Below are 18,279 nucleotides of genomic sequence, written 5' to 3' on the forward strand. Positions count from 1 at the left end.
CGGCGCGGCATGCCCGCTCGCACCGGCGACAAGCGTGCCGTCGATGTAGTGGCCGATGCTCGCGACCGAGGTGGCGGATGTCGTCATGAGGGCATGTCCTGTCGCAGGGAGGATGGGAATTTAACGCGGCTTAGCGCAATTCCGGGCGCAGGGACAACGCTTAAACGTGGGCCGAGGCGTGCGCCGCCCCGAGATAGGCCGCGCGCACCGCCGGATCGTTCTTCAAGGTCGCCGCAGGCCCCGAGGCGGCGATGCGGCCGTTTTCCAGGACATAGGCAAAATCCGCCACCTCGAGCGCGGCAGCGGCGAACTGCTCGACCAGCAGCATCGTGATCTTCTCCGCCTTCAGCCGGGCGATGATCGAAAACACTTCCGCCACGAGTTTCGGCGCCAGACCCATCGACGGCTCGTCGAGCAGCAGCACTTCGGGTTCCAGCATCAAGGCCCGGCCCATGGCCAGCATCTGCTGCTCGCCGCCCGACAGGGTGCCGGCGAGCTGTCCCCGACGCTCCGCGAGGCGGGGGAACAGCGCGAACATGCGGTCGCGGTCGGCCATCACGTCGTTCTTCGGCCGCGCGCCGGTGAGGCGCGGAAAAGCGCCGAGCAGCAGGTTGTCGGCCACCGTCTGCGTCGGGAACACGCGGCGGCCTTCGGGCGAATGGGCAAGGCCGCGGCGGGCGATCTTGAAGGCGTCGAGCCCGGCGATCTCGCGGTCGCCGAGCAGGATCGAGCCCGCGCTGGGCTTGATCATCCCGGACAGGGTGCGCAGCGTGGTGGTCTTGCCGGCGCCGTTCGAGCCGATCAGCGTGACCAGCGTGCCTTTTTCGACCTCGAGCGAGATGCCGTGCAGCACCTGCACCTTGCCGTAGCCCGCGACGAGATTGGTGACCTTGAGCATCGTTGTTCCCTCAGGCCGCGACGGCGCCGCCGAGATAGGCCTCGACGACTCGGGGGTTGGCCTGCACCGCGGCGGCCTGCCCTTCCGCGATTTTTTGGCCGAAATCGAGCACCGTGATCACGTCGCACAGCCCCATCACGACATCCATGTGATGCTCGATGAGGATCACGCTGATGCCGCGCGCGCGGATCGCCTTGATGATGGCGATGAGGTCAGCAATGTCCGGCGCGGTGAGACCGGCGGCCGGTTCGTCGAGCAGCAGCAGCTTGGGATCGAGCGCCAGCGCCCGGCCGATCTCCAGCAGGCGCTGCTTGCCGTACGGCAGGTTGCGCGCCTCCTCGTCGGCACGATCGCGCAGGCCGACGAAGCTCAAAATATCGGCGGCGCGCTGGCGGGCGGCGCGTTCCTCGCGGATCGCGCGGGGCAGCCGCAGCACCACGTCGAGCAGCGTCGACTTGTAGGAGTGGTGCAGGCCGACGAGCACGTTTTCCAAAAGCGTCAGCTCGCCGAAGAGCTGGACATTTTGAAAGGTGCGGGCGATGCCGCGGCCGGCGATCTGCGACGAGCCGAGGCCGGCGATCGAGCGTCCCTCGAACAGGATCTCGCCGGAGGTCGGCGTGTAGATGCCCGACAGCAGGTTCATCATCGTGCTCTTGCCGGATCCGTTGGGGCCGATGAGCCCGTGGATCGTGCCGGCCGTCACCGCCAGATCCACCTTGTCGAGCGCGCGCAAACCGCCGAACTGCATGACCGCGGTGCGGACTTCGAGCAGCGCGTCGGCGCTCACCGCATCCGTCGTGACCGTGATCGCATGCGACGCCTCGCCTTCGGCCTGGGTACTGGCGTGGCGCTTCCGGAACGCCGGCGTGATCTGCCGCAACAGAATCTTGGCCGCGCCGACGATCCCGTCCGGCAGGAAGTAGACGACGAAGAGGATCATCAGGCCGAAGATCGACAGGCGGAAGTCGGTGATGCTGCGCATCGTCAGCGCCAGGACGAAGAATAGAATGCACAGCGCGACCGGCGGCGCCAGTTTTGGCAACAGATCGCGACGGCGCAGGACGGCGTAGAGCCCGACGCATAGCGCGATGGCGGCGATGACGCCGACGACGATGCGGAACAGCGCGATGTCGGCCAGAATGTTCGGCAGGAAGACGACGATCGTGGCGCCCAAGATCGGCCCGAGGCGCGACTTGCGGCCGCCCATGGTTACCGCCAACAGGAACTGCACCGACAAGTCGAAGCTGAAGGTGTTGGGCGCGATATACTGCTCCGAGAAGGCGAACAGCACGCCGCCGAACCCGGCGAAAGCGGCGCTGATGATGAAAGCCATCACCTTGTGGCGGTAGACCGAGACCGCCATGCAGTCGCAGGCGATCGGCGCATCGCGCAACGCCTCGAAGGCACGGCCGAACCGCGAGGCGGTGATGCGGTTGATGACGAGAACCGCGAGCAGCAGCGCGATGCCGGTGACATAAAAGTATTCGACATCGCGCATGCGCTTCAACGACATGTCGAGGATCGACCAGGTGTCGCCGTAGTCGCGCAGATCGAGAAAGAACGGCGTGTTGAGTTTTATGCCGAGCGGGCCGTTGGTCAGGTCGACCGTCTCGTTGATCAGGATCTGGACGATGGTGCCGAAGGCCAGCGTCACCATCGCGAGATAGGGGCCGGTGACGCGTAGCGCCGGCAGCGCGAGCAGCCCGCCGAACGCCGCGGCGACGATGGGCCCGAGCACGATCGACGGCCAGAAGCCGAGGTCGAAGTGCATGACGAGACAGCCGGCCGTGTAGGCGCCGATGCCGAACAGCGCGGCATGACCGATCGACACCTCGCCGGTATAGCCGAACACGATGTCGAGCCCGAGCGCGACGATGGCGAAGATCGCGATGGTGACGAGGAGATGCAGGTAATAGGGGCTGGTGACGGCGAAGGGCGCAATGACGAGCGCCGCGACGATCAGCGTGCGAATGGCGGTTTTGACGAGCATCCGCCTAGACCTTCTTGATCACGGCCTTGCCGAACAGCCCGGTGGGCTTGAGGGCGAGGACGAGAAGCAGGAGGACGAGGCCGGGCACGTCCTTGTAGCCGGTCGAGATGTAGTAGCCGGTAAAGGTCTCGGTGATGCCCAGAATCAGACCGCCGACGACCACGCCGAGGCCGCTCGACAGGCCGCCGATGATCGCCACCGCGAAGGCCTTGAGCCCGAGCACGCCGCCCATGGTGGCGCCGGCCAGCGTGATCGGCGCGATGAGCACGCCGGCGAACGCCGCCGCCATCGACGACAAAGCGTAGGAAAAGGTGATGACGAGGCCGGTGTTGATGCCCATCAGACCGGCCGCGTCGCGGTCGCTGGCGGTGGCGACGACCGCCTTGCCGAAAATGCTTTTGCGGTTGAACGCTTCCACCGCGAGCATCATCGCCAGAGCGCCGAGAACGATCACCACTTCCATCGGCTGGATGCGGACGGGTCCTACCACGATGGCGATTTCCGGCAGGGGCGACGGAAACTTCAGAGCGTCGCGGCCCCACAAATTCTCTGCGATGTTGCGGAAGATGATGCCGAGCGCGATCGTCGCCATGATCCAGCCGGCCTCGGACTTGTTCTTGATCGCCTGGCGCACCCCGAGGCGTTCGACGACGGCGCCCTGCGCCAGGCCGAACATCAGGACCAACGGCAGCATGACGATGTAGGCGAGGCCGATGCCGAGCCCGCGCGCGGTGAGGAACCAGACCAGCGAAAGCCCGACCAGGGCGCCGAGCGTCAGGGCCTCGCCCTGTCCGAAGTTCAGGGTCTTGGACGTCGAAAACGTCAGCTGATAGCCGAAGGCGATGACGCCGTAGATCATGCCGACGACGATGCCGCTGACGATCAGTTGGGCCAGGATGTTCATGGGGGTCCGCGTGAAAACCGTAAAAGACAAAAGGGAGGCTAGCGCAATTCGTGAAAACGAAAGCGAAGGCCGTGCCGTCGCTTTCGTGTCTTGACGTCGCTCGCGGCTGAAACGTCGGCTAGCTTCCGGTCTTGGTGCGGATCGCCTTGTCGCCCTCAAGGTCTTCCGGATGTGCGAGAACCACGCGCCCGCCCTTGACCACGCCGAAGACCGGGATGTTCGCCGAGATCGCCTCGTGGTCCGTGGCGGAGAACGGCTTGTCGTAGGTCGTGACGACGCCCTCGACCTTGGCCTCGAGGTTTTCGAGCGCCGCGCGGACCTTGCGGCCGTCGGTCGACTTCGCCTGGGCGATGGCGGCGGCCATCAGATACACCGAGTCGTAGCCTTGCGCCGCCGACACGGGCGAAGCCATGCGGTCGATATTGTAGGTCTTCTGGAAGGACTCGATGAAGGCCTTGCGCCGCGGCGTGGTCCCCGCCTGGATGAAGGTCTGCGGCATCATCGCGCCTTCACCATTGGCGCCGGACCCGTCGATGAAGCTCGCCATCGACAGCGTCCACGAGCCGATCAGCGGCACCTTCCAGCCCTGGCGGCCCATCGCATTGGCGATCTGCGCCAGCTCCGGCCCGATCGCATAGGTGAGGATGACGTCGGCCCCGGCCTCTTTCGCGCGCAGCACCTGCGCCGTCATGTCGGTATCGCCGATGTTGAATTTCTCGATGGTGACGGGCTTGACGCCCATCGTGCCAAGCGCCGCCGTCAGATCTTTCTGGCCGAGCTGCCCATAGTTCGTCGCGTCGGCAAGGATGGCGGGCTTCTTAAAACCCTGCCGCTTGATCGCCTCCTCGGCGATCATGCCGCTCTGGATCTTGTCGTTGGCGGCGTTGCGGAAGACGTAGTTGGCTTTGTGCTCCGGCGGCAGAAACTGCCTGGTCACGATGCTGCCGGTCGCGACGTTGTCGATGACGGGAATTTCCGCCTCCTGATAGAAGCGGGTGGAGGCGAGCGCGACGCCGGTGTTGGCGTAGCCGAGGTTGGCGACGACGCCCTCCTTGTTGATCAGCTCTTGCGTGACCTGGACGCCGACTTCGTTCTTCGCTTCGTCGTCGCGTTCGACGAGTTCGAGCTGGCGGCCGAGAACGCCGCCGGCCTTGTTGATTTCGGCAGCCGCGAGCTTCGCGCCATCGCGCATGCTGACGCCCATCGAGGAGGAGCCGCCGGTAAACGGCCCGGTCAGGCCGATCTTGATCGACTCGGCGGCGCAAGCCTGGTTGGCCCATACAAAAACGGCCGCCAATGCGGCGGCAGATGCCCAGCTCTTCATCGTTCGCTCCCAAGTCTTGGCGGTTTTGATCCACCTTTAAACTTGCGCCACTCAGGTATGGATTTTTTGGGTTCGTCAATTGCCGATTGATCGTCTTGCGGCGAACTAGACGATCGACCGATGTTGCTGCGGTGCATCAAAGTAAGAACGCCTAAAAAATGGCCTGACTTCAAGGTGCAAGCAAAAGGGCCGGGTCGACGGTCTATCGCGCCGCATCAAGAGCATTCTCCACAAAAAGTGGCAGACTTTCGTGATCGAGAAATGCTCCGCCTTTCCGAGAAGAGAGCGATTTCTGATCGGTTCGGCGAGTCCACCGAAGCGGAAAGTATTCTAGCGTTTCGCATCCGCGATCATCATCGCCGCGCCCTTCTCGGCGATCATGATCGTCGGGGAATTGGTGTTGCCCGAGGTGATCCGCGGCATGACCGAGGCGTCGATGACACGCAGGCCGCGGATACCGCGCACCCGCAGCCGTGCATCCAGCACGGCACCCGTCTCGTGATCGGGCCCCATCCGCACGGTGCCGACGGGATGGAAGATCGTGGTGCCGAGATCGCTTGCCGCGTCGAGAAGCTCTTCGTCGGTGCGCGCGGAACGACCCGGCAGGTGTTCCTCCGGCTTGAAGCGGGCGAGCGGCGCCTGGGCCACGATGCGGCGCGTCAGTTTCAGGGAATCCACCGCAACCTGGCGGTCCTCATCGGTTGAGAGGTAGTTCGGCCGGATGTCGGGCGCGGCCGCGGGATCGGCGCTCGCCGCGTGGACGCTCCCACGGCTCGACGGCCGCAGGTTGCACACGCTGGCGGTGAAGGCGCCGAACTTGTGCAGGCCCTCGCCCCACTTCGTCAGCGACAGCGGCTGAAAATGATATTCGAGGTTGGCGGTGGCGTAATGCGGCGCCGACTTGGCAAAGACGCCGACCTGGCTCGGCGCCATGGTCAGCGGCCCGTTGCGGAACAGCGCATAATCCACGCCCATCCAGGCGCGCTTGAACAGGTTGGCGTAGGCCGTGTTGAGCGTCGGCACGCCAGTGACTTTATAGACTGGACGGATCTGCAGGTGATCTTGCAGGTTTTCGCCAACGCCCGGCGCATGAAGGGCGACGGGAATACCCAGCCGCTGCAGCCGTGCCGCATCGCCGATGCCCGACAGCTCCAGCAGCTTTGGCGACACGACGGCGCCCGCCGACAATACCACTTCGCCGCGCACATGCGCGACATGCCGGATGCCGTTCTGCTCGAATTCCACGCCGGTGGCGCGGCCATCCTCGATGACCACGCGGGCGACGTGGGCGTGGGTTTCGAGCCGCAGATTCGGCCGGCCGAGCACCGGCTTGAGAAAACCGCGCGCTGCGCTCCAGCGCCGGCCGCGGCGCTGGTTCACTTGGAAATAGGACGAGCCTTCGTTGTCGCCGGTGTTGAAATCCGGGATTTTGCGGATACCGGCCGCCTCGGCGGCATCACGGATCGCGTCCAGGATCGCCCAGCGGATCCGTGGCGGCTCCACCCGCCACTCGCCGCCGGCGCGGTGAAAGGCGTTAGGCGGCGCGATATGATCCTCGTGCTTGAGGAAATGCGGCAGCACGTCGTCCCAGCCCCAGCCCTCGAGGCCGAGCTGCCGCCACCCATCATAATCCGCCGCCTGCCCGCGCATATAAATCATCGCGTTGATCGCCGACGAGCCGCCGATCACTTTGCCGCGGGGATAGGCGAGCGTGCGCCCGTTGAGGCCGGGCTCCGGCGCGGTCTCGAACATCCAGTCCGCGCGCAGATTGCCGATCGCGAAGAGGTAGCCGGCCGGAATATGAAACCAGATCCAGTTGTCGCGACCGCCGCCCTCCAGCACCAGCACGCTCTTGGTAGGATCGGCGGACAACCGGTTGGCGAGCACGCAGCCCGCCGATCCGGCGCCGACGACGATGTAATCGTAGGTGCCGAAATCGTCTTCCGCCTGCTGCGCTGCCATTGGGTCCCGTTCGTTTGATGCGGGCCTTTCTAGGCCTGCCGCGGGGCGGTGAGGCAATGGCGCGAGGCTCTGTCTTTCGGCGGAGGCTCGTGATGCATTCAGAAAAGCGGAGAGTAGCGTAGATGAGCGTTTTAAGCGGGCGCGGCGGCCATGAACTGTCGCCTCATTCGGCTAGCGGAGCGGCAAACTCGTAATCACGCATTATAATGATATTGCTTGATAATGCTTGATGCATAAAGGAAATTGAGGCAGTTGCCGATCGGCCACTATTCGTCAGAGAATCAAATTGAGATTCGAGCATGAATACGGATTCGTCCTTGCCAGAAGTTGTGTCCTCACCATCCAAATTTGCGGTCGGAGCAGTTGCGTTATTGAGGTGGCTCGGAGAGGCTGTTGTTGGACTTGTTCCCCTGATGGCATTTAAGATACTTCAGATTTTTTCACAGCCAACTATACATCTATATTTGTGCCCGGTAGATAAACCGATTGGGCCCGGGTTCTGTCAGCTCTTCGGAGAGGATGCTTCACAGGAAGTTTGCATATTAACAGTAGTTATTTCAGGCTTAGCACTGTGGTCTCTTTTGAAAGTTGCGTCGGGTCCATCAAGAGAACCCATAACGCCCTTGACCCAAGTACAAGTAATTCTATCAGTGCTATCCCTGCTCTCTGGAGCGATGTTATACGCACTCTATGGTGCGCACATAGCGAAAGATGCGGATCGTTTCTCATACATTATCCTCGCCGTTGCGTTGATGAGCTCGCTATTCATTGCGATAGAACGCGCGATTTTGGCCGCCTCGGAGGCTTGATAAGTAGGCGCATGACTTTTAATTAAAGCATTGGAGACGAGGTGGCATGGACCTAATAACCGGCATAAGCGTGCTCGCTGCCATTGCGTCTTTGGTAAGCGGCATAGCGTCCGTCATTAAAGCGTCGCGCCGCTTCGATGAGAGGCATTTAGCTCGACGTACCTCGGTCAACGCGCAGCAAGATACCAAACCATTGCCTGGCCACTAAAACACATCAGCTGCGGAGAGTTCAGCGCCATTTGCTGTTCAAACGCCACGGCTCAGTCTTGACCGACCAAGATTTAAGTCATCCAAATAATCATCGAGATCCGCGTCATCGACCTCGACAAAATCGCCGCGGTCCAACGCGGCGATGCCAGTGTCGACCTGCGTGCGGAGCACCTTAAGTTTTAGATCATCTTCCTGGTGCCGCTGCTGAAGACCGCGCACGGCGTCGCGCATGGCCTCATCCGCATCGGCATAGACGCCGGCGCTGACGGCTCCGTCCACGGAGGCGTCCTGCTCGGCGGTCAGCGTGATCTTCCGGATCGGCATCGCGAGGCCTCCTGTCGCGATGGACAATAAGACGCTTGCCGTCATCTGCCAATCCGCCCGAGCTTTACGCCCGGGCGGATCGTGCATTACCCCTCCGCCTCGATGTCGTCCGGCTCGGCGCCGTGGATCACGCGGGCGCGGCTGTGGGCCAGAATCTCGCGCTTGCCGCTGTGGCTCGCCGGGCCGAGCACGCCTTCCTTTTCCATCCGTTCGATCAGCGACGCCGCGCGGTTGTAGCCGATCTGCATGCGGCGCTGGACGTAGGAGACCGAACACTTCTTGTCGCGCAGCACGATTTTCACGGCCTGATCGTAGAGCTCCTGGCCATCCTCGCTGGCGATCGCCCCTTTGTCGAACACGGCGACATCGGCTTCGGCATCCGGCTCGGCGGCCTCCATCTCGGCATCGTCGGCGGTGACGCTGTCGAGATAGTCCGGCTGGCCCTGCGCTTTCAGATGCGCGACGACGTGCTCGACTTCCTCGTCCGACACGAACGGCCCGTGGACGCGGTAGATGCGGCCGCCACCCTGCATGTGCAGCATGTCGCCCTGCCCCAACAACTGCTCGGCACCCTGCTCGCCCAAAATGGTGCGGCTGTCGATCTTCGAGGTCACCTGGAAGGAGATGCGGGTCGGGAAGTTCGCCTTGATCGTGCCGGTGATGACGTCGACCGAGGGCCGCTGCGTCGCCATGATCAGGTGGATGCCGGCGGCCCGCGCCATCTGCGCGAGACGCTGGATCGCACCCTCGATCTCCTTGCCGGCGACCATCATCAGGTCGGCCATCTCGTCGACGATGACGACGATGTAGGGCAGCGGCGTCAGGTCGAGCGCCTCTTCCCCGAGCACCGGCTTGCCGGTCTCCTTGTCGTAACCGGTGGTGACGCCGATCATGATCGTCTCGCCGGCCTCTTTCGCCTGACTGACGCGGACGTTGAAGCCGTCGATGTTGCGGACGCCGACCTTCGACATCTTCTTGTAGCGGTCTTCCATCTCGCGCACCGCCCATTTCAGGGCGACGACCGCCTTCTTCGGATCGGTGACGACGGGCGTCAGAAGATGCGGAATGCCGTCGTAGACGGACAATTCCAGCATCTTGGGATCCACCATGATGAGGCGGCATTCGTCGGGGCGCAAACGATAGAGGATCGACAGGATCATCGTGTTGATCGCCACCGACTTGCCGGAGCCGGTGGTACCGGCGACGAGCAGATGCGGCATCTTGGCGAGCTCGGCGATGACGTTCTCGCCGCCGATCGTCTTGCCGAGGCACAAAGCCAGCTTGTGCTGCGTCGAGCGGAACGAGTCGGAGTCGACGAGTTCGCGGAAGTACACGGTTTCGCGGCGCTCGTTCGGCAGCTCGATGCCGATGGCGTTGCGGCCGGGCACCACGGCGACGCGGGCGGAGAGGGCCGACATCGAGCGGGCGATGTCGTCGGCGAGGCCGATGACGCGCGAGGATTTCATGCCCGGCGCCGGCTCGAGCTCGTAGAGCGTCACGACGGGGCCGGCGCGGACGTGGATGATCTCGCCGCGGATGCCGAAATCTTCCAGCACGCTTTCGAGCAGACGCGCGTTCTGCTCCAGCGCGTCCGTCGACATCGCGATGCCGTCGGGCTTGCGCGGCTCGGCGAGCAGCGAGACCGGCGGATAGCTCCACTCCACCGGGACGCGGCGGCGCACGATCTTCGTCGCGACCGGCACCGGCACGTCGACGACGATCGGCGGCGCGACGCGCTCGGTCTTCGGCCGGACGACGACGGCAAAGGCCTGCGCGGTTTTTTGCGCGGCGATTTCCGGCGTCAGAACGGGCTCGGGCTCGGGGGCCATTTCGGCAACGACGACAGGCTCCTCGATCGCAACGGGGGGCGTTTCGACGTCCGCGCCGTCAAGGATTTCGGGCTCGACATGCGTCGTCGCGTCATTGGCCGGCGCCGGCAGGTCGATGTCGTAGCCGCTCACGAGTTTCAGCCGATGCAGCGGCCCCGGCAGGGTCGCGATGGTTTCAGCCGTTGCGGGTGCTAGGGCAACGCTCGGCTCCGGCGCGACGACGGCTTCGACGGGCGCGCTGTCGACCACCGGCGGCACGTCCTCGACCAAGTCGAGCGGCGTGATCGGCGCCTCGGGCGCGGCACCGCGGCGCAGCAGCCGGTCCGGCGTGCGGACATAACGCACACCCGGCAGCGCCACGAAGGGCGCGCGCCAGACCGGTTGCGTCACCTCGGTGTAGCCGCGGCCGTAGTCGGTCGCCGGCGGGGTCGTGTGGGTGTTGAAGACGGGACTCGCCTCCGGCGTGGGCGGCACGGGCCGCGGCGTTGCGGGGGCTTGCTCGCGAACCGAAAAGCCGGTCACGGCGTCACGGCGAGCGAGCGGCTCCGGAGTCGCGGCGCTGCGCGGCGTCTCGGCGAGGCTCGCGAGACCGGCCGCGGCATAGGCTTCCGGCAGGCTCTGCCACAGTCCCTGGATCTCCGCGCTCAGCATGCTGGGATCCGGTCGCCCCCCGCGGCTATGCTCACTCTCGTGGCGGTCCAGCGCCGAGCGCACGCGGCTGCGGTCGCGGCTGCCGAGGTTTTCGAGAAGCAGAAGGATGAGGCGCGTGAGGGCTCTGGCGCCAGATAGGCCGGCGGACTTGAGCCCATAATCGGACGGAGGGACAGGTATGCTTTGACGATGGATTGGACGCATTTACACGCTTCGATCACGGCTGGTGGGACGGGTTCGGAGTGACCCATAGGTAAACTTTGAGCGTTAAAAGTTTCCCCTCGTTTACCGACATTGCCGCATTCGGATGCGGCCCGGCACGCCCGGCGCCCTTGACCCCGGTCGCAATCCCGCGTTCGGTCCTGGAGCATTTTCCACGAACGTTGCAGACTTTCGTGATCGAGAAAATGATCTAACTTTCTGAGAAGAGAGCGATTTCCGATCGCTTTGGTGATTCCACCAAAGCGGAAAGCGCTCCGGTCCTAGCGGGAGCGACATCAGCGATGCAAAACGACAAACCGGTGGCGGCAGCGCCGCGCCCCTCGCGCCTGGTGGAGACGGCCAAGCGCCTGGAGAGCACCAAGGTCACGCCCCTCACCGTCGTCCTCTTCATCGGCGCCTTGGCGGTGCTCTCCTTCGCGGCGGCCGGCATCGGCTATTTCGCGCACCATCTGAGGCACTGAGCGCAGCTGTTCGCCACGCCTGCGCGTTGATCGCCAGGGGTGGACAAAGACTCAATTGATTCCGCCGACCGGGCCGCCGGTGGCCGTCTCGCACAGCAGATCGCTTCCATAGGCGTAGCCATAGCCGTTGCAGGCGAGCGGTCGGGTCGTCGCGCTGGTATCGGCCCTCCAGGCACTATGGATAGGTGCACGGCCGTGGTGCGGGGTGTGGACGGCAGCCGGGGTGGCCCCGACGACACCGGCAGACCCAAGCAAAGCCGCTGCCACGGCGCTGACAAAAACAGTGTTCATTGTCGTTCTCCATCACGCAGAGGCGGAACAATCGTGTTCGCCCTACAGTGGAAAAGACATCGAGGCGGTCGTGTTTATTCACGACGCCACCGCATTTTTTGCGTGTTTATGGCGTTCGCGTCAGGCCGCGTCCGTGATCACCTGACGCACTTTGGACGCCAGCTGCGCCACGGTGAACGGCTTGCCGATGAGATGCACGCCGGCGTCGATGATCCCGTTGTGGACCACGGCGTTGCGGGTATAGCCCGTGGTGAACAGCACTTTGAGATCGGGACGCTGCTTGATCGCGGTGTCGGCGAGCTGCTTGCCGCCGATCTCCGGCATGACCACGTCGGTGAACAGCAGCGTGATGTCGGGATGGCTTTCGAGCAGTTGCAGGGCGTGGGCCGCGCCGTTGGCGTGGATGACGCTGTACTGCAGATCTCGCAGCGTCTCGACGGTCATCCGACGGACGCGGTCTTCATCCTCGACCACCAGGATGAGCTCGCGCGGGCTGCCGACCGGGACTTCCGAATCGTCCCGGGTTGCCGATTTCGGGAGCGTCGCCTTGGCCGCAACGAGACGCGGCAGATAGATCTTCACCGTCGTGCCCTTGCCGACCTCGGAGTAGATCTTGATGTGCCCCGCGGACTGCTTGACGAAACCATAGACCTGGCTCAACCCGAGCCCGGTACCCTTGCCCGCGCTCTTCGTCGTGAAGAACGGGTCGAACGCCTGCGCGACGACATCTGCCGCCATGCCGCTGCCGGCATCGCTGACCGCAAGCAGGACGTATTGTCCGGGGACGGCGCCGGGATTTTCCGCGACGTAGCTGTCGTCGAGATGCGCGTTCACCGTCTCGATGGTGAGCTTGCCGCCATCCGGCATGGCGTCGCGGGCGTTGACAGCCAGATTGACGAGCGCGCTCTCCAACTGGTTCGCATCGACATGCGACAGCCAGAGGCCGCCGGCCAGGACTGTCTCGATGCGGATGGTTTCGCCAAGCGTCCGCCGCAGCAGTTCCGAGACGTTCGGCACGATCTGGTTGAGATCGGCGGCGACGGGAGACAGCGGCTGGCGCCGGGCGAAAGCGAGCAGACGATGCGTCAGGGTCGTCGCGCGTTCCGCGCCCTCCAGGGCATGGGCGATGTTCTGATCAATCCGCTGGTCGCCGCGGTCGAGCCGACGGCGGACCAGGTTCAGATTGCCGATGACGATCGCCAACATATTATTGAAATCATGGGCCAGACCACCGGTGAGATGGCCGAGCGCCTCCATCTTCTGCGACTGGCGAAGCTGCTGCTCCGCACGCTCGCGATGCGTAATCTCGGCGCGCAACGCGTCATGCGCCGTGCTCAGGCCGTCGAGCGTTTCGGTGAGGCGGCGATTCCGGCGCCATGCCGACGCCACGACGAAAACCCCGAGGCCAAGCGTGACGACGACTGCGAAAGCGATGGCGACCTCGACATTACGGCCGGACGACGCCGCCTGCGACTGGCGCGCCACCATATCCGCATAGGTCTCGTTGCGGAGCGTCGCGACCAGGGCGCGAATGCGGTCCATCAGCAGACGGCCCCTGTCCGAGCGCACCAGTGTCAGGGCCGCCTCGCCCTGATCGGCTTTGCGCAGCGCGATGGTCTGACTGAGCTCCAGCAGCTTGTCGTCGCTCGCCGCGCGGAGGGCCGCAAGCGTGCCGAGCTGCGTGGGTTCGCCGGCATAGCGGCGTTCGAGCCCGCGAAGAAGCCCGCCGATTTCGCCGACAACATTCTCATAAGGCTTCAGATAGAGATCGCTTTTGGTCAGGATGTACCCGCGCTGCCCCGTTTCGGCATCCTGGAGCGCGGAAAACAAGGCGTCGAGCTCGTTGCGATTGTCGACGGCCTGCAGAACGTCGTGGGCCACGCGCTCCTGGGTGCCGACGAGACCCGCAGTCGCCAGGATGACGGCGGCCAACAACAGAAACGCCGCCGCCATGGCGGCAACACCGCCAGGCCATCGTAGCCACCCGCCTCGCTTCGCCACCGCCACCGTCTCCACCGCGCCTTCGAACCAAGCCCCCCCGCGAACCGGCGTGAGGGCGATTGGTTGCCGCTCAGTAGATCAGCGCCGTAGCGCTTCTTGTCAAATAACGGACGCGGAACCTGTTGTTGCCAAAGCGGCATGGCCCGCCATGTCTAGATTGTAGCCGACGCGGATCGTGCCCCAATGCCGGCCGCAGGCGAAGATCGGGGCATCGAATTCCTTGAGCATCACGGCCAAACCGCCGCCCATATCGCGTGCGTAGGTCTGCACCAGAAACGATCGGAGATTTCGCGCCGCCGCCATCGCCGTGCGTCCTTTGGAGATCCAGCGGTTCCGACTGTGACGCGTGGTCCACGCCACGTCCGTCGGATCCGGGCGCGCCGAATACTTGGCGTTGTGCACAGGGTTGAACCCGTTGCGATCGGTCAACGTGCAGTATTCGGCCGACGGCGTCAGCCCGAGGCGAAGGTCGAGGACGTCGGCAAGCAGCGTCTCGAGGCAGGTCACGCTGCGGGTCATGTACTGGCTCGGGTTGGTGCCGGCGACGAGTCGATAATCCGTGTCGAAGAGGTCGGCTTCGCTGGTCAAGCCGTCCGCCACGGCGCTGTCCATGAGAAACCCGACTTCGTTTGCGCAGGCTTGTGCGTCCTCGACGAAAGGCCAGTAGAAGGCGTGAAGCTCGATCGTCTTGGCCAGCAGGCGCCGCTCCGTCTCCGGATCGGCCGGCACATAGGAGGCCTCGACTCCGCCGAGCGTCGCCACCAAAAGCCGGATTGTCACCGTGCCGATCCCGTCGAGGACCAGACTTCCGGCGTGACCGACCAGCGCCTCCGCATCCTTGGTCTCGACCAGCATGGCGACGCGCGACAGATCCAGGATGCGGATCTGGGTGATTTTTCCATCGATGGTGAGCCGACCGGCAAGGACGATCGGCCAGCGATCGGTGCGGCCGGTCTCGTCGTAATCCGTCTGGCGGACCAGATGCGCGGCGCTGTCGGCCAGTTCCACCAGGATCTTGGCGGCATCCCCAACCACGGCTTCCGCCGTCTGCGTCAGTTCGCTCGTGCGCTGACAGATCTCATCGAGCCCGAGCGCATGAAGACTGACGTCCTCGGCAAAGCTGGTGACCGCAGCCGATCGTTCGTCGATGCCCTCGGTCTGCTCGATCTGGCGCGCGATGGCCGCGGCCATGGTATCGAGCGTCGTCTGAAGATCGGCGACGGACATGTCGATATCCTGGACGTCGACCATGCAGGTCGCGGCACCGGTCCGCAGACGCTGGATCATCGCGGCGATGGTTTCGGTGACCTTGCGCGTCTCCACCGAGAGCGCCTTGACCTCGCTGGCGACGACGGCGAACCCCCGCCCCGCCTGCCCGGCCCGCGCGGCTTCGATCGTCGCGTTCAGGGCGAGGAGGTTGGTCTGACTGGCCAGGCCGGCGATCATCTCCACAGCCCGACCGATATCCAAAACGGACTCGCGCAAGGTCTCGACGCCGATGCGCGCCTTGGTCGACCGCGTATGGGTTGCCGCCATCGACCGGGTCGCAGCCCCGACCTGAATCCCGATGCCGTGACTGGACTCGCTGACCACCTGGATCGCCGACGAAAGTTTTTAAGCATTGTCGCGCGCGGCCCGCGCCATCGTGCCGAAATTCACCGACTGGGTGCGCAGCTCCGACACGACGTCGAAGGCGCGGGTCAGCGTCACGCGCGAATCGAGATTGCTGTCGGCCGCTTTGCGGACCCCTGCGAACACCTCGGCCTGCATCAGCCGGATAGTCTCAGAGCAATCGCGCGGAATCCGGACGATCGGTTCGCCTAACGTAGCGGCAGCGGCCGGCGGTTCCTCGGGAGACCTTCGCCAAAACCGCCACAGCATATGATATCATAATCCCATTAATACAACGGCGGCGTGCAGACGGCCACAAAATCGGAAGCTTGAGCATAGATCGGTCGACTGGCCTCTCGCCAGAGGCATAGTTGCTTTGCAAATCTGAAATCAAAACTTTCTTGCCCTCTGCCCTTTGGCGGAGGAAGATTGATCTATGGAAACGATACTTTAACAAAGCTTTAAACAATCGCTTGCCACCGGATGTGGTAACGGTACAACAACACGCAATACCACTCTGGGTCCCCGACCACGTCATGCTCTTATCGATTGAAATGCCACGGATTGCGCCTTTGACCGTCCGACGCGCGGCCGTCGTGGCCTGTACCGCTTTTTCTTTTTGCCTTCTCGGCTTCACGGCCCCGAGCGATGATGCTCCGCACCTGTCTGGCAAACCGACGATCCCGGCACACTCGATTCTGAGAATCATCGCCTTCGGCTCGTCCTCCACGCAGGGCGTCGGGGCCTCCAGTCCGGCCGGCGCCTATCCCGCGCAGCTGCAAACGCTTCTCGCCCGCGCGATGCCCAAAGGCCGCGCCGTCGAGGTGCTCAATCGCGGCATTGGCGGGCAGGACGTCGATGACATGATGCTGCGGCTTCAGGCCGACGTCATCGCGCCGAAGCCCGATGTCGTGATTTGGCAGACCGGCAGCAACGACCCGCTGCGCAACGTGCCGATCGAGCGCTTCGAAACCGAGACCCTGGCCGGCGTCAAGGCGATGCAGAAGGCCGGCGCCGAGGTGATCCTGATGGAACCGCAGTGGTGCCCCCTGCTCGACAAGACGGCGAATGCCGACCAGTTCCGCAGCGCCATCCGCCGCATCGGCCAGCAGTTGAAAGTCGCGGTGATCAACCGCTCCGAATTGATGCACAAGTGGATCGACGAAGGCCGGATGACGAAGAGCCAGATGCTCGCACCCGACGGCCTGCACATGACCGACAGCGGTTATGCACAGCTGGCGCGCGACATCGCGCCTGCAGTGCTGAAGGCCGGCGCTGTCCCCGCATCGACTCCGGTTGCTCTTCAGGCGAAGTAACGTAGCGGACCTCAGTGTCCGGCGGATTCGTTTTCGCCCCGAAATCAGCTTGTTGCAGCCAAGGATGCAACTTTAGCCGGTTTTGCGAACTTATCGGTCCGTACTGCCAAGCTCGGAGACCAACATATGTCGCTTCTACTCATTATCGTCGTGCTCATCCTGCTGTTTGGCGGCGGCGGCTACTATGGTCACCGGTCCGGCTATTACGGCGGCGGAGGCATCGGGATCATCGGCATCATCCTGATCATCATCATTCTGTTCCTGCTCTTCGGCAACGGCGGCGGGTTGCACATTTAATTTTTTGCCGCGCCGCATGCCATTTATGCGTGCGGTGCGGCATGGACGCGGCTAGAGTGCCCCGATCCACACGAGGGCAGAGCCAAAACCGTCCATGAGCAATTTTATCGAAGAACGCGTGTTAAGCGTCCACCATTGGACGGAAAGCCTTTTCAGCTTCCGGACGACCCGTGACCCCTCGTTCCGCTTCCGCAGCGGCCAGTTCACGATGATCGGCATTCCGGTAAACGGGAAACCGTTACTGCGCGCCTACAGCGTCGCCAGCGCCCATTACGAGGAAGAGCTCGAGTTCTTCAGCATCAAAGTCCAGGATGGCCCCCTGACGTCGCGCCTTCAGCATCTGAAGGAAGGCGACGCGATCATGGTCAGCCGCAAGCCGACCGGCACCCTGGTGCTCGACAACCTGGCCCCCGGCAAGCATCTCTACCTGCTCGGCACCGGCACCGGCCTCGCGCCGTTCCTCAGTCTGATCAAGGACCCCGAGACCTACGAGCGTTTCGAAAAAGTCATCATCGTCCACGGCGTGCGCTTCAAGAAAGATCTGGCCTATAGCGAGATCATCTCGGAGGTGTTGCCGAACGACGAGTTCGTCGGCGAGATGATCCGCGACCAGCTGATCTATTATCCCACCGTGACGCGCGAAGAGTTCCGTAACCACGGCCGGATCACCGAGGCGATGACGTCCGGAAAACTGTTCTCCGATGTCGGCCTGCCCGCGATGAACCGCGACGACGACCGCTTCATGCTGTGCGGCAGCCCGGCCATGCTGGCGGACGTGCGAGCCCTGCTCGACGCCAAGGGCTGGATCGAGGGGAACCACGGCGAGCCCGGCGATTTCGTCATCGAGAAGGCGTTCGTGGACAAGTAGGGGGCGCGGCCAGCGGTGCCGGCTTCGTGACACTGGTCGCGGCGCACGCTTGCAAGCGGTTGCGCTGACGACATAGGTTACGATCTGTAACGACTGATTTGGCGAATGACAGAGCGTTTTACCTTCAGCCTTTCGGAATCGACTGCGGTCGCATTGGATGCGCTCGCCGCGAAGACGACGCGTCCACGCGACTGGCTTGTGACCCGCGCCGCTGAAGATTTTGTTGCACTCAGCGCATGGCAGCTCGACAAAATTGAGGCTGGCATAGCTGCGGCCGACAGTGGTGCGTTTGCGACAGATGATGAGGTTGC

General features: G+C 63.8%; 17 protein-coding genes. 6 read left to right on the top strand and 11 right to left on the bottom strand.

The window, feature by feature from the left end:
- Positions 1 to 160: 160 nt before the first annotated feature.
- The 5 genes from GSQ79_RS09490 to GSQ79_RS09510 all read right to left on the bottom strand — a co-directional run bounded on the left by GSQ79_RS09490 (position 161) and on the right by GSQ79_RS09510 (position 7,078).
- Positions 161 to 898, bottom strand: coding sequence for an ABC transporter ATP-binding protein (locus GSQ79_RS09490; protein WP_158808473.1), 738 nt, complete (start codon positions 896 to 898; stop codon positions 161 to 163).
- A 10-nt stretch (positions 899 to 908) separates the two neighbouring features.
- The gene (locus GSQ79_RS09495; protein WP_158808474.1) at positions 909 to 2,888 is read right to left on the bottom strand and encodes an ATP-binding cassette domain-containing protein; all 1,980 of its coding nucleotides are present in this window, start codon (positions 2,886 to 2,888) and stop codon (positions 909 to 911) included.
- A gap of 4 nt (positions 2,889 to 2,892) precedes the next feature.
- Entirely contained in the window at positions 2,893 to 3,792 is a 900-nt protein-coding gene (locus tag GSQ79_RS09500) for a branched-chain amino acid ABC transporter permease (RefSeq protein ID WP_158808475.1), read from the bottom strand.
- Between the two features lie 118 nt (positions 3,793 to 3,910).
- On the bottom strand, positions 3,911 to 5,116 hold the full coding sequence (locus tag GSQ79_RS09505; protein ID WP_158808476.1) for an ABC transporter substrate-binding protein: 1,206 nt from the start codon (positions 5,114 to 5,116) through the stop codon (positions 3,911 to 3,913).
- Positions 5,117 to 5,446: 330 nt separating this feature from the next.
- Complete coding sequence (locus GSQ79_RS09510) at positions 5,447 to 7,078, bottom strand: GMC family oxidoreductase (protein WP_158808477.1); 1,632 nt, start codon at positions 7,076 to 7,078, stop codon at positions 5,447 to 5,449.
- A gap of 317 nt (positions 7,079 to 7,395) precedes the next feature.
- Here GSQ79_RS09510 and GSQ79_RS09515 point away from each other — a divergent pair, with 317 nt between their 5' ends.
- A complete protein-coding gene (locus GSQ79_RS09515; RefSeq protein WP_158808478.1) occupies positions 7,396 to 7,887 on the top strand; it encodes a hypothetical protein in 492 nt (163 codons plus the stop codon).
- 246 nt (positions 7,888 to 8,133) lie between these two features.
- Here GSQ79_RS09515 and GSQ79_RS09520 read toward each other — a convergent pair whose 3' ends face one another.
- The gene (locus GSQ79_RS09520) at positions 8,134 to 8,508 is read right to left on the bottom strand and encodes a type II toxin-antitoxin system ParD family antitoxin (RefSeq protein WP_246725224.1); all 375 of its coding nucleotides are present in this window, start codon (positions 8,506 to 8,508) and stop codon (positions 8,134 to 8,136) included.
- Positions 8,508 to 10,901 (bottom strand): DNA translocase FtsK, encoded by a 2,394-nt coding sequence (locus GSQ79_RS09525; RefSeq protein ID WP_246725225.1) that lies wholly within the window; start codon positions 10,899 to 10,901, stop codon positions 8,508 to 8,510. Before GSQ79_RS09525 ends, GSQ79_RS09520 begins: the two co-directional genes overlap by 1 nt.
- A gap of 503 nt (positions 10,902 to 11,404) precedes the next feature.
- On the opposite strand from GSQ79_RS09525, the gene GSQ79_RS09530 reads away from it, so the two are divergent.
- Complete coding sequence (locus tag GSQ79_RS09530; RefSeq protein ID WP_158808479.1) at positions 11,405 to 11,584, top strand: hypothetical protein; 180 nt, start codon at positions 11,405 to 11,407, stop codon at positions 11,582 to 11,584.
- Between the two features lie 51 nt (positions 11,585 to 11,635).
- On the opposite strand, the gene GSQ79_RS09535 is transcribed toward GSQ79_RS09530, so the two are convergent.
- From GSQ79_RS09535 to GSQ79_RS09550, 4 genes are all read right to left on the bottom strand, one after another.
- Positions 11,636 to 11,875 carry a hypothetical protein gene (locus GSQ79_RS09535; RefSeq protein WP_158808480.1) on the bottom strand — a complete coding sequence of 80 codons (240 nt, stop codon included), beginning with the start codon at positions 11,873 to 11,875 and terminating at the stop codon, positions 11,636 to 11,638.
- A 120-nt stretch (positions 11,876 to 11,995) separates the two neighbouring features.
- Positions 11,996 to 13,828 carry a CHASE3 domain-containing protein gene (locus GSQ79_RS09540; protein ID WP_158808481.1) on the bottom strand — a complete coding sequence of 611 codons (1,833 nt, stop codon included), beginning with the start codon at positions 13,826 to 13,828 and terminating at the stop codon, positions 11,996 to 11,998.
- A 147-nt stretch (positions 13,829 to 13,975) separates the two neighbouring features.
- Positions 13,976 to 15,469, bottom strand: a complete 1,494-nt coding sequence (locus GSQ79_RS09545) for a methyl-accepting chemotaxis protein (protein WP_158808482.1) — start codon at positions 15,467 to 15,469, stop codon at positions 13,976 to 13,978.
- A 21-nt stretch (positions 15,470 to 15,490) separates the two neighbouring features.
- The gene (locus GSQ79_RS09550) at positions 15,491 to 15,646 is read right to left on the bottom strand and encodes a hypothetical protein (protein WP_158808483.1); all 156 of its coding nucleotides are present in this window, start codon (positions 15,644 to 15,646) and stop codon (positions 15,491 to 15,493) included.
- A 212-nt stretch (positions 15,647 to 15,858) separates the two neighbouring features.
- Between GSQ79_RS09550 and GSQ79_RS09555 the strand changes: the two genes are divergently transcribed.
- The 4 genes from GSQ79_RS09555 to GSQ79_RS09570 all read left to right on the top strand — a co-directional run.
- Positions 15,859 to 16,803, top strand: coding sequence for an SGNH/GDSL hydrolase family protein (locus tag GSQ79_RS09555; RefSeq protein ID WP_246725226.1), 945 nt, complete (start codon positions 15,859 to 15,861; stop codon positions 16,801 to 16,803).
- Between the two features lie 126 nt (positions 16,804 to 16,929).
- On the top strand, positions 16,930 to 17,100 hold the full coding sequence (locus GSQ79_RS09560) for a DUF3309 domain-containing protein (protein ID WP_158808484.1): 171 nt from the start codon (positions 16,930 to 16,932) through the stop codon (positions 17,098 to 17,100).
- 94 nt (positions 17,101 to 17,194) lie between these two features.
- Positions 17,195 to 17,968, top strand: a complete 774-nt coding sequence (locus GSQ79_RS09565; protein WP_158808485.1) for a ferredoxin--NADP reductase — start codon at positions 17,195 to 17,197, stop codon at positions 17,966 to 17,968.
- Between the two features lie 105 nt (positions 17,969 to 18,073).
- On the top strand, positions 18,074 to 18,279 hold a 206-nt coding region (locus GSQ79_RS09570), incomplete at its 3' end, for a CopG family ribbon-helix-helix protein (protein ID WP_158808486.1).

This window comes from Beijerinckia sp. L45 (genome assembly GCF_009765775.1).
GTDB lineage: Bacteria > Pseudomonadota > Alphaproteobacteria > Rhizobiales > Beijerinckiaceae > RH-AL1.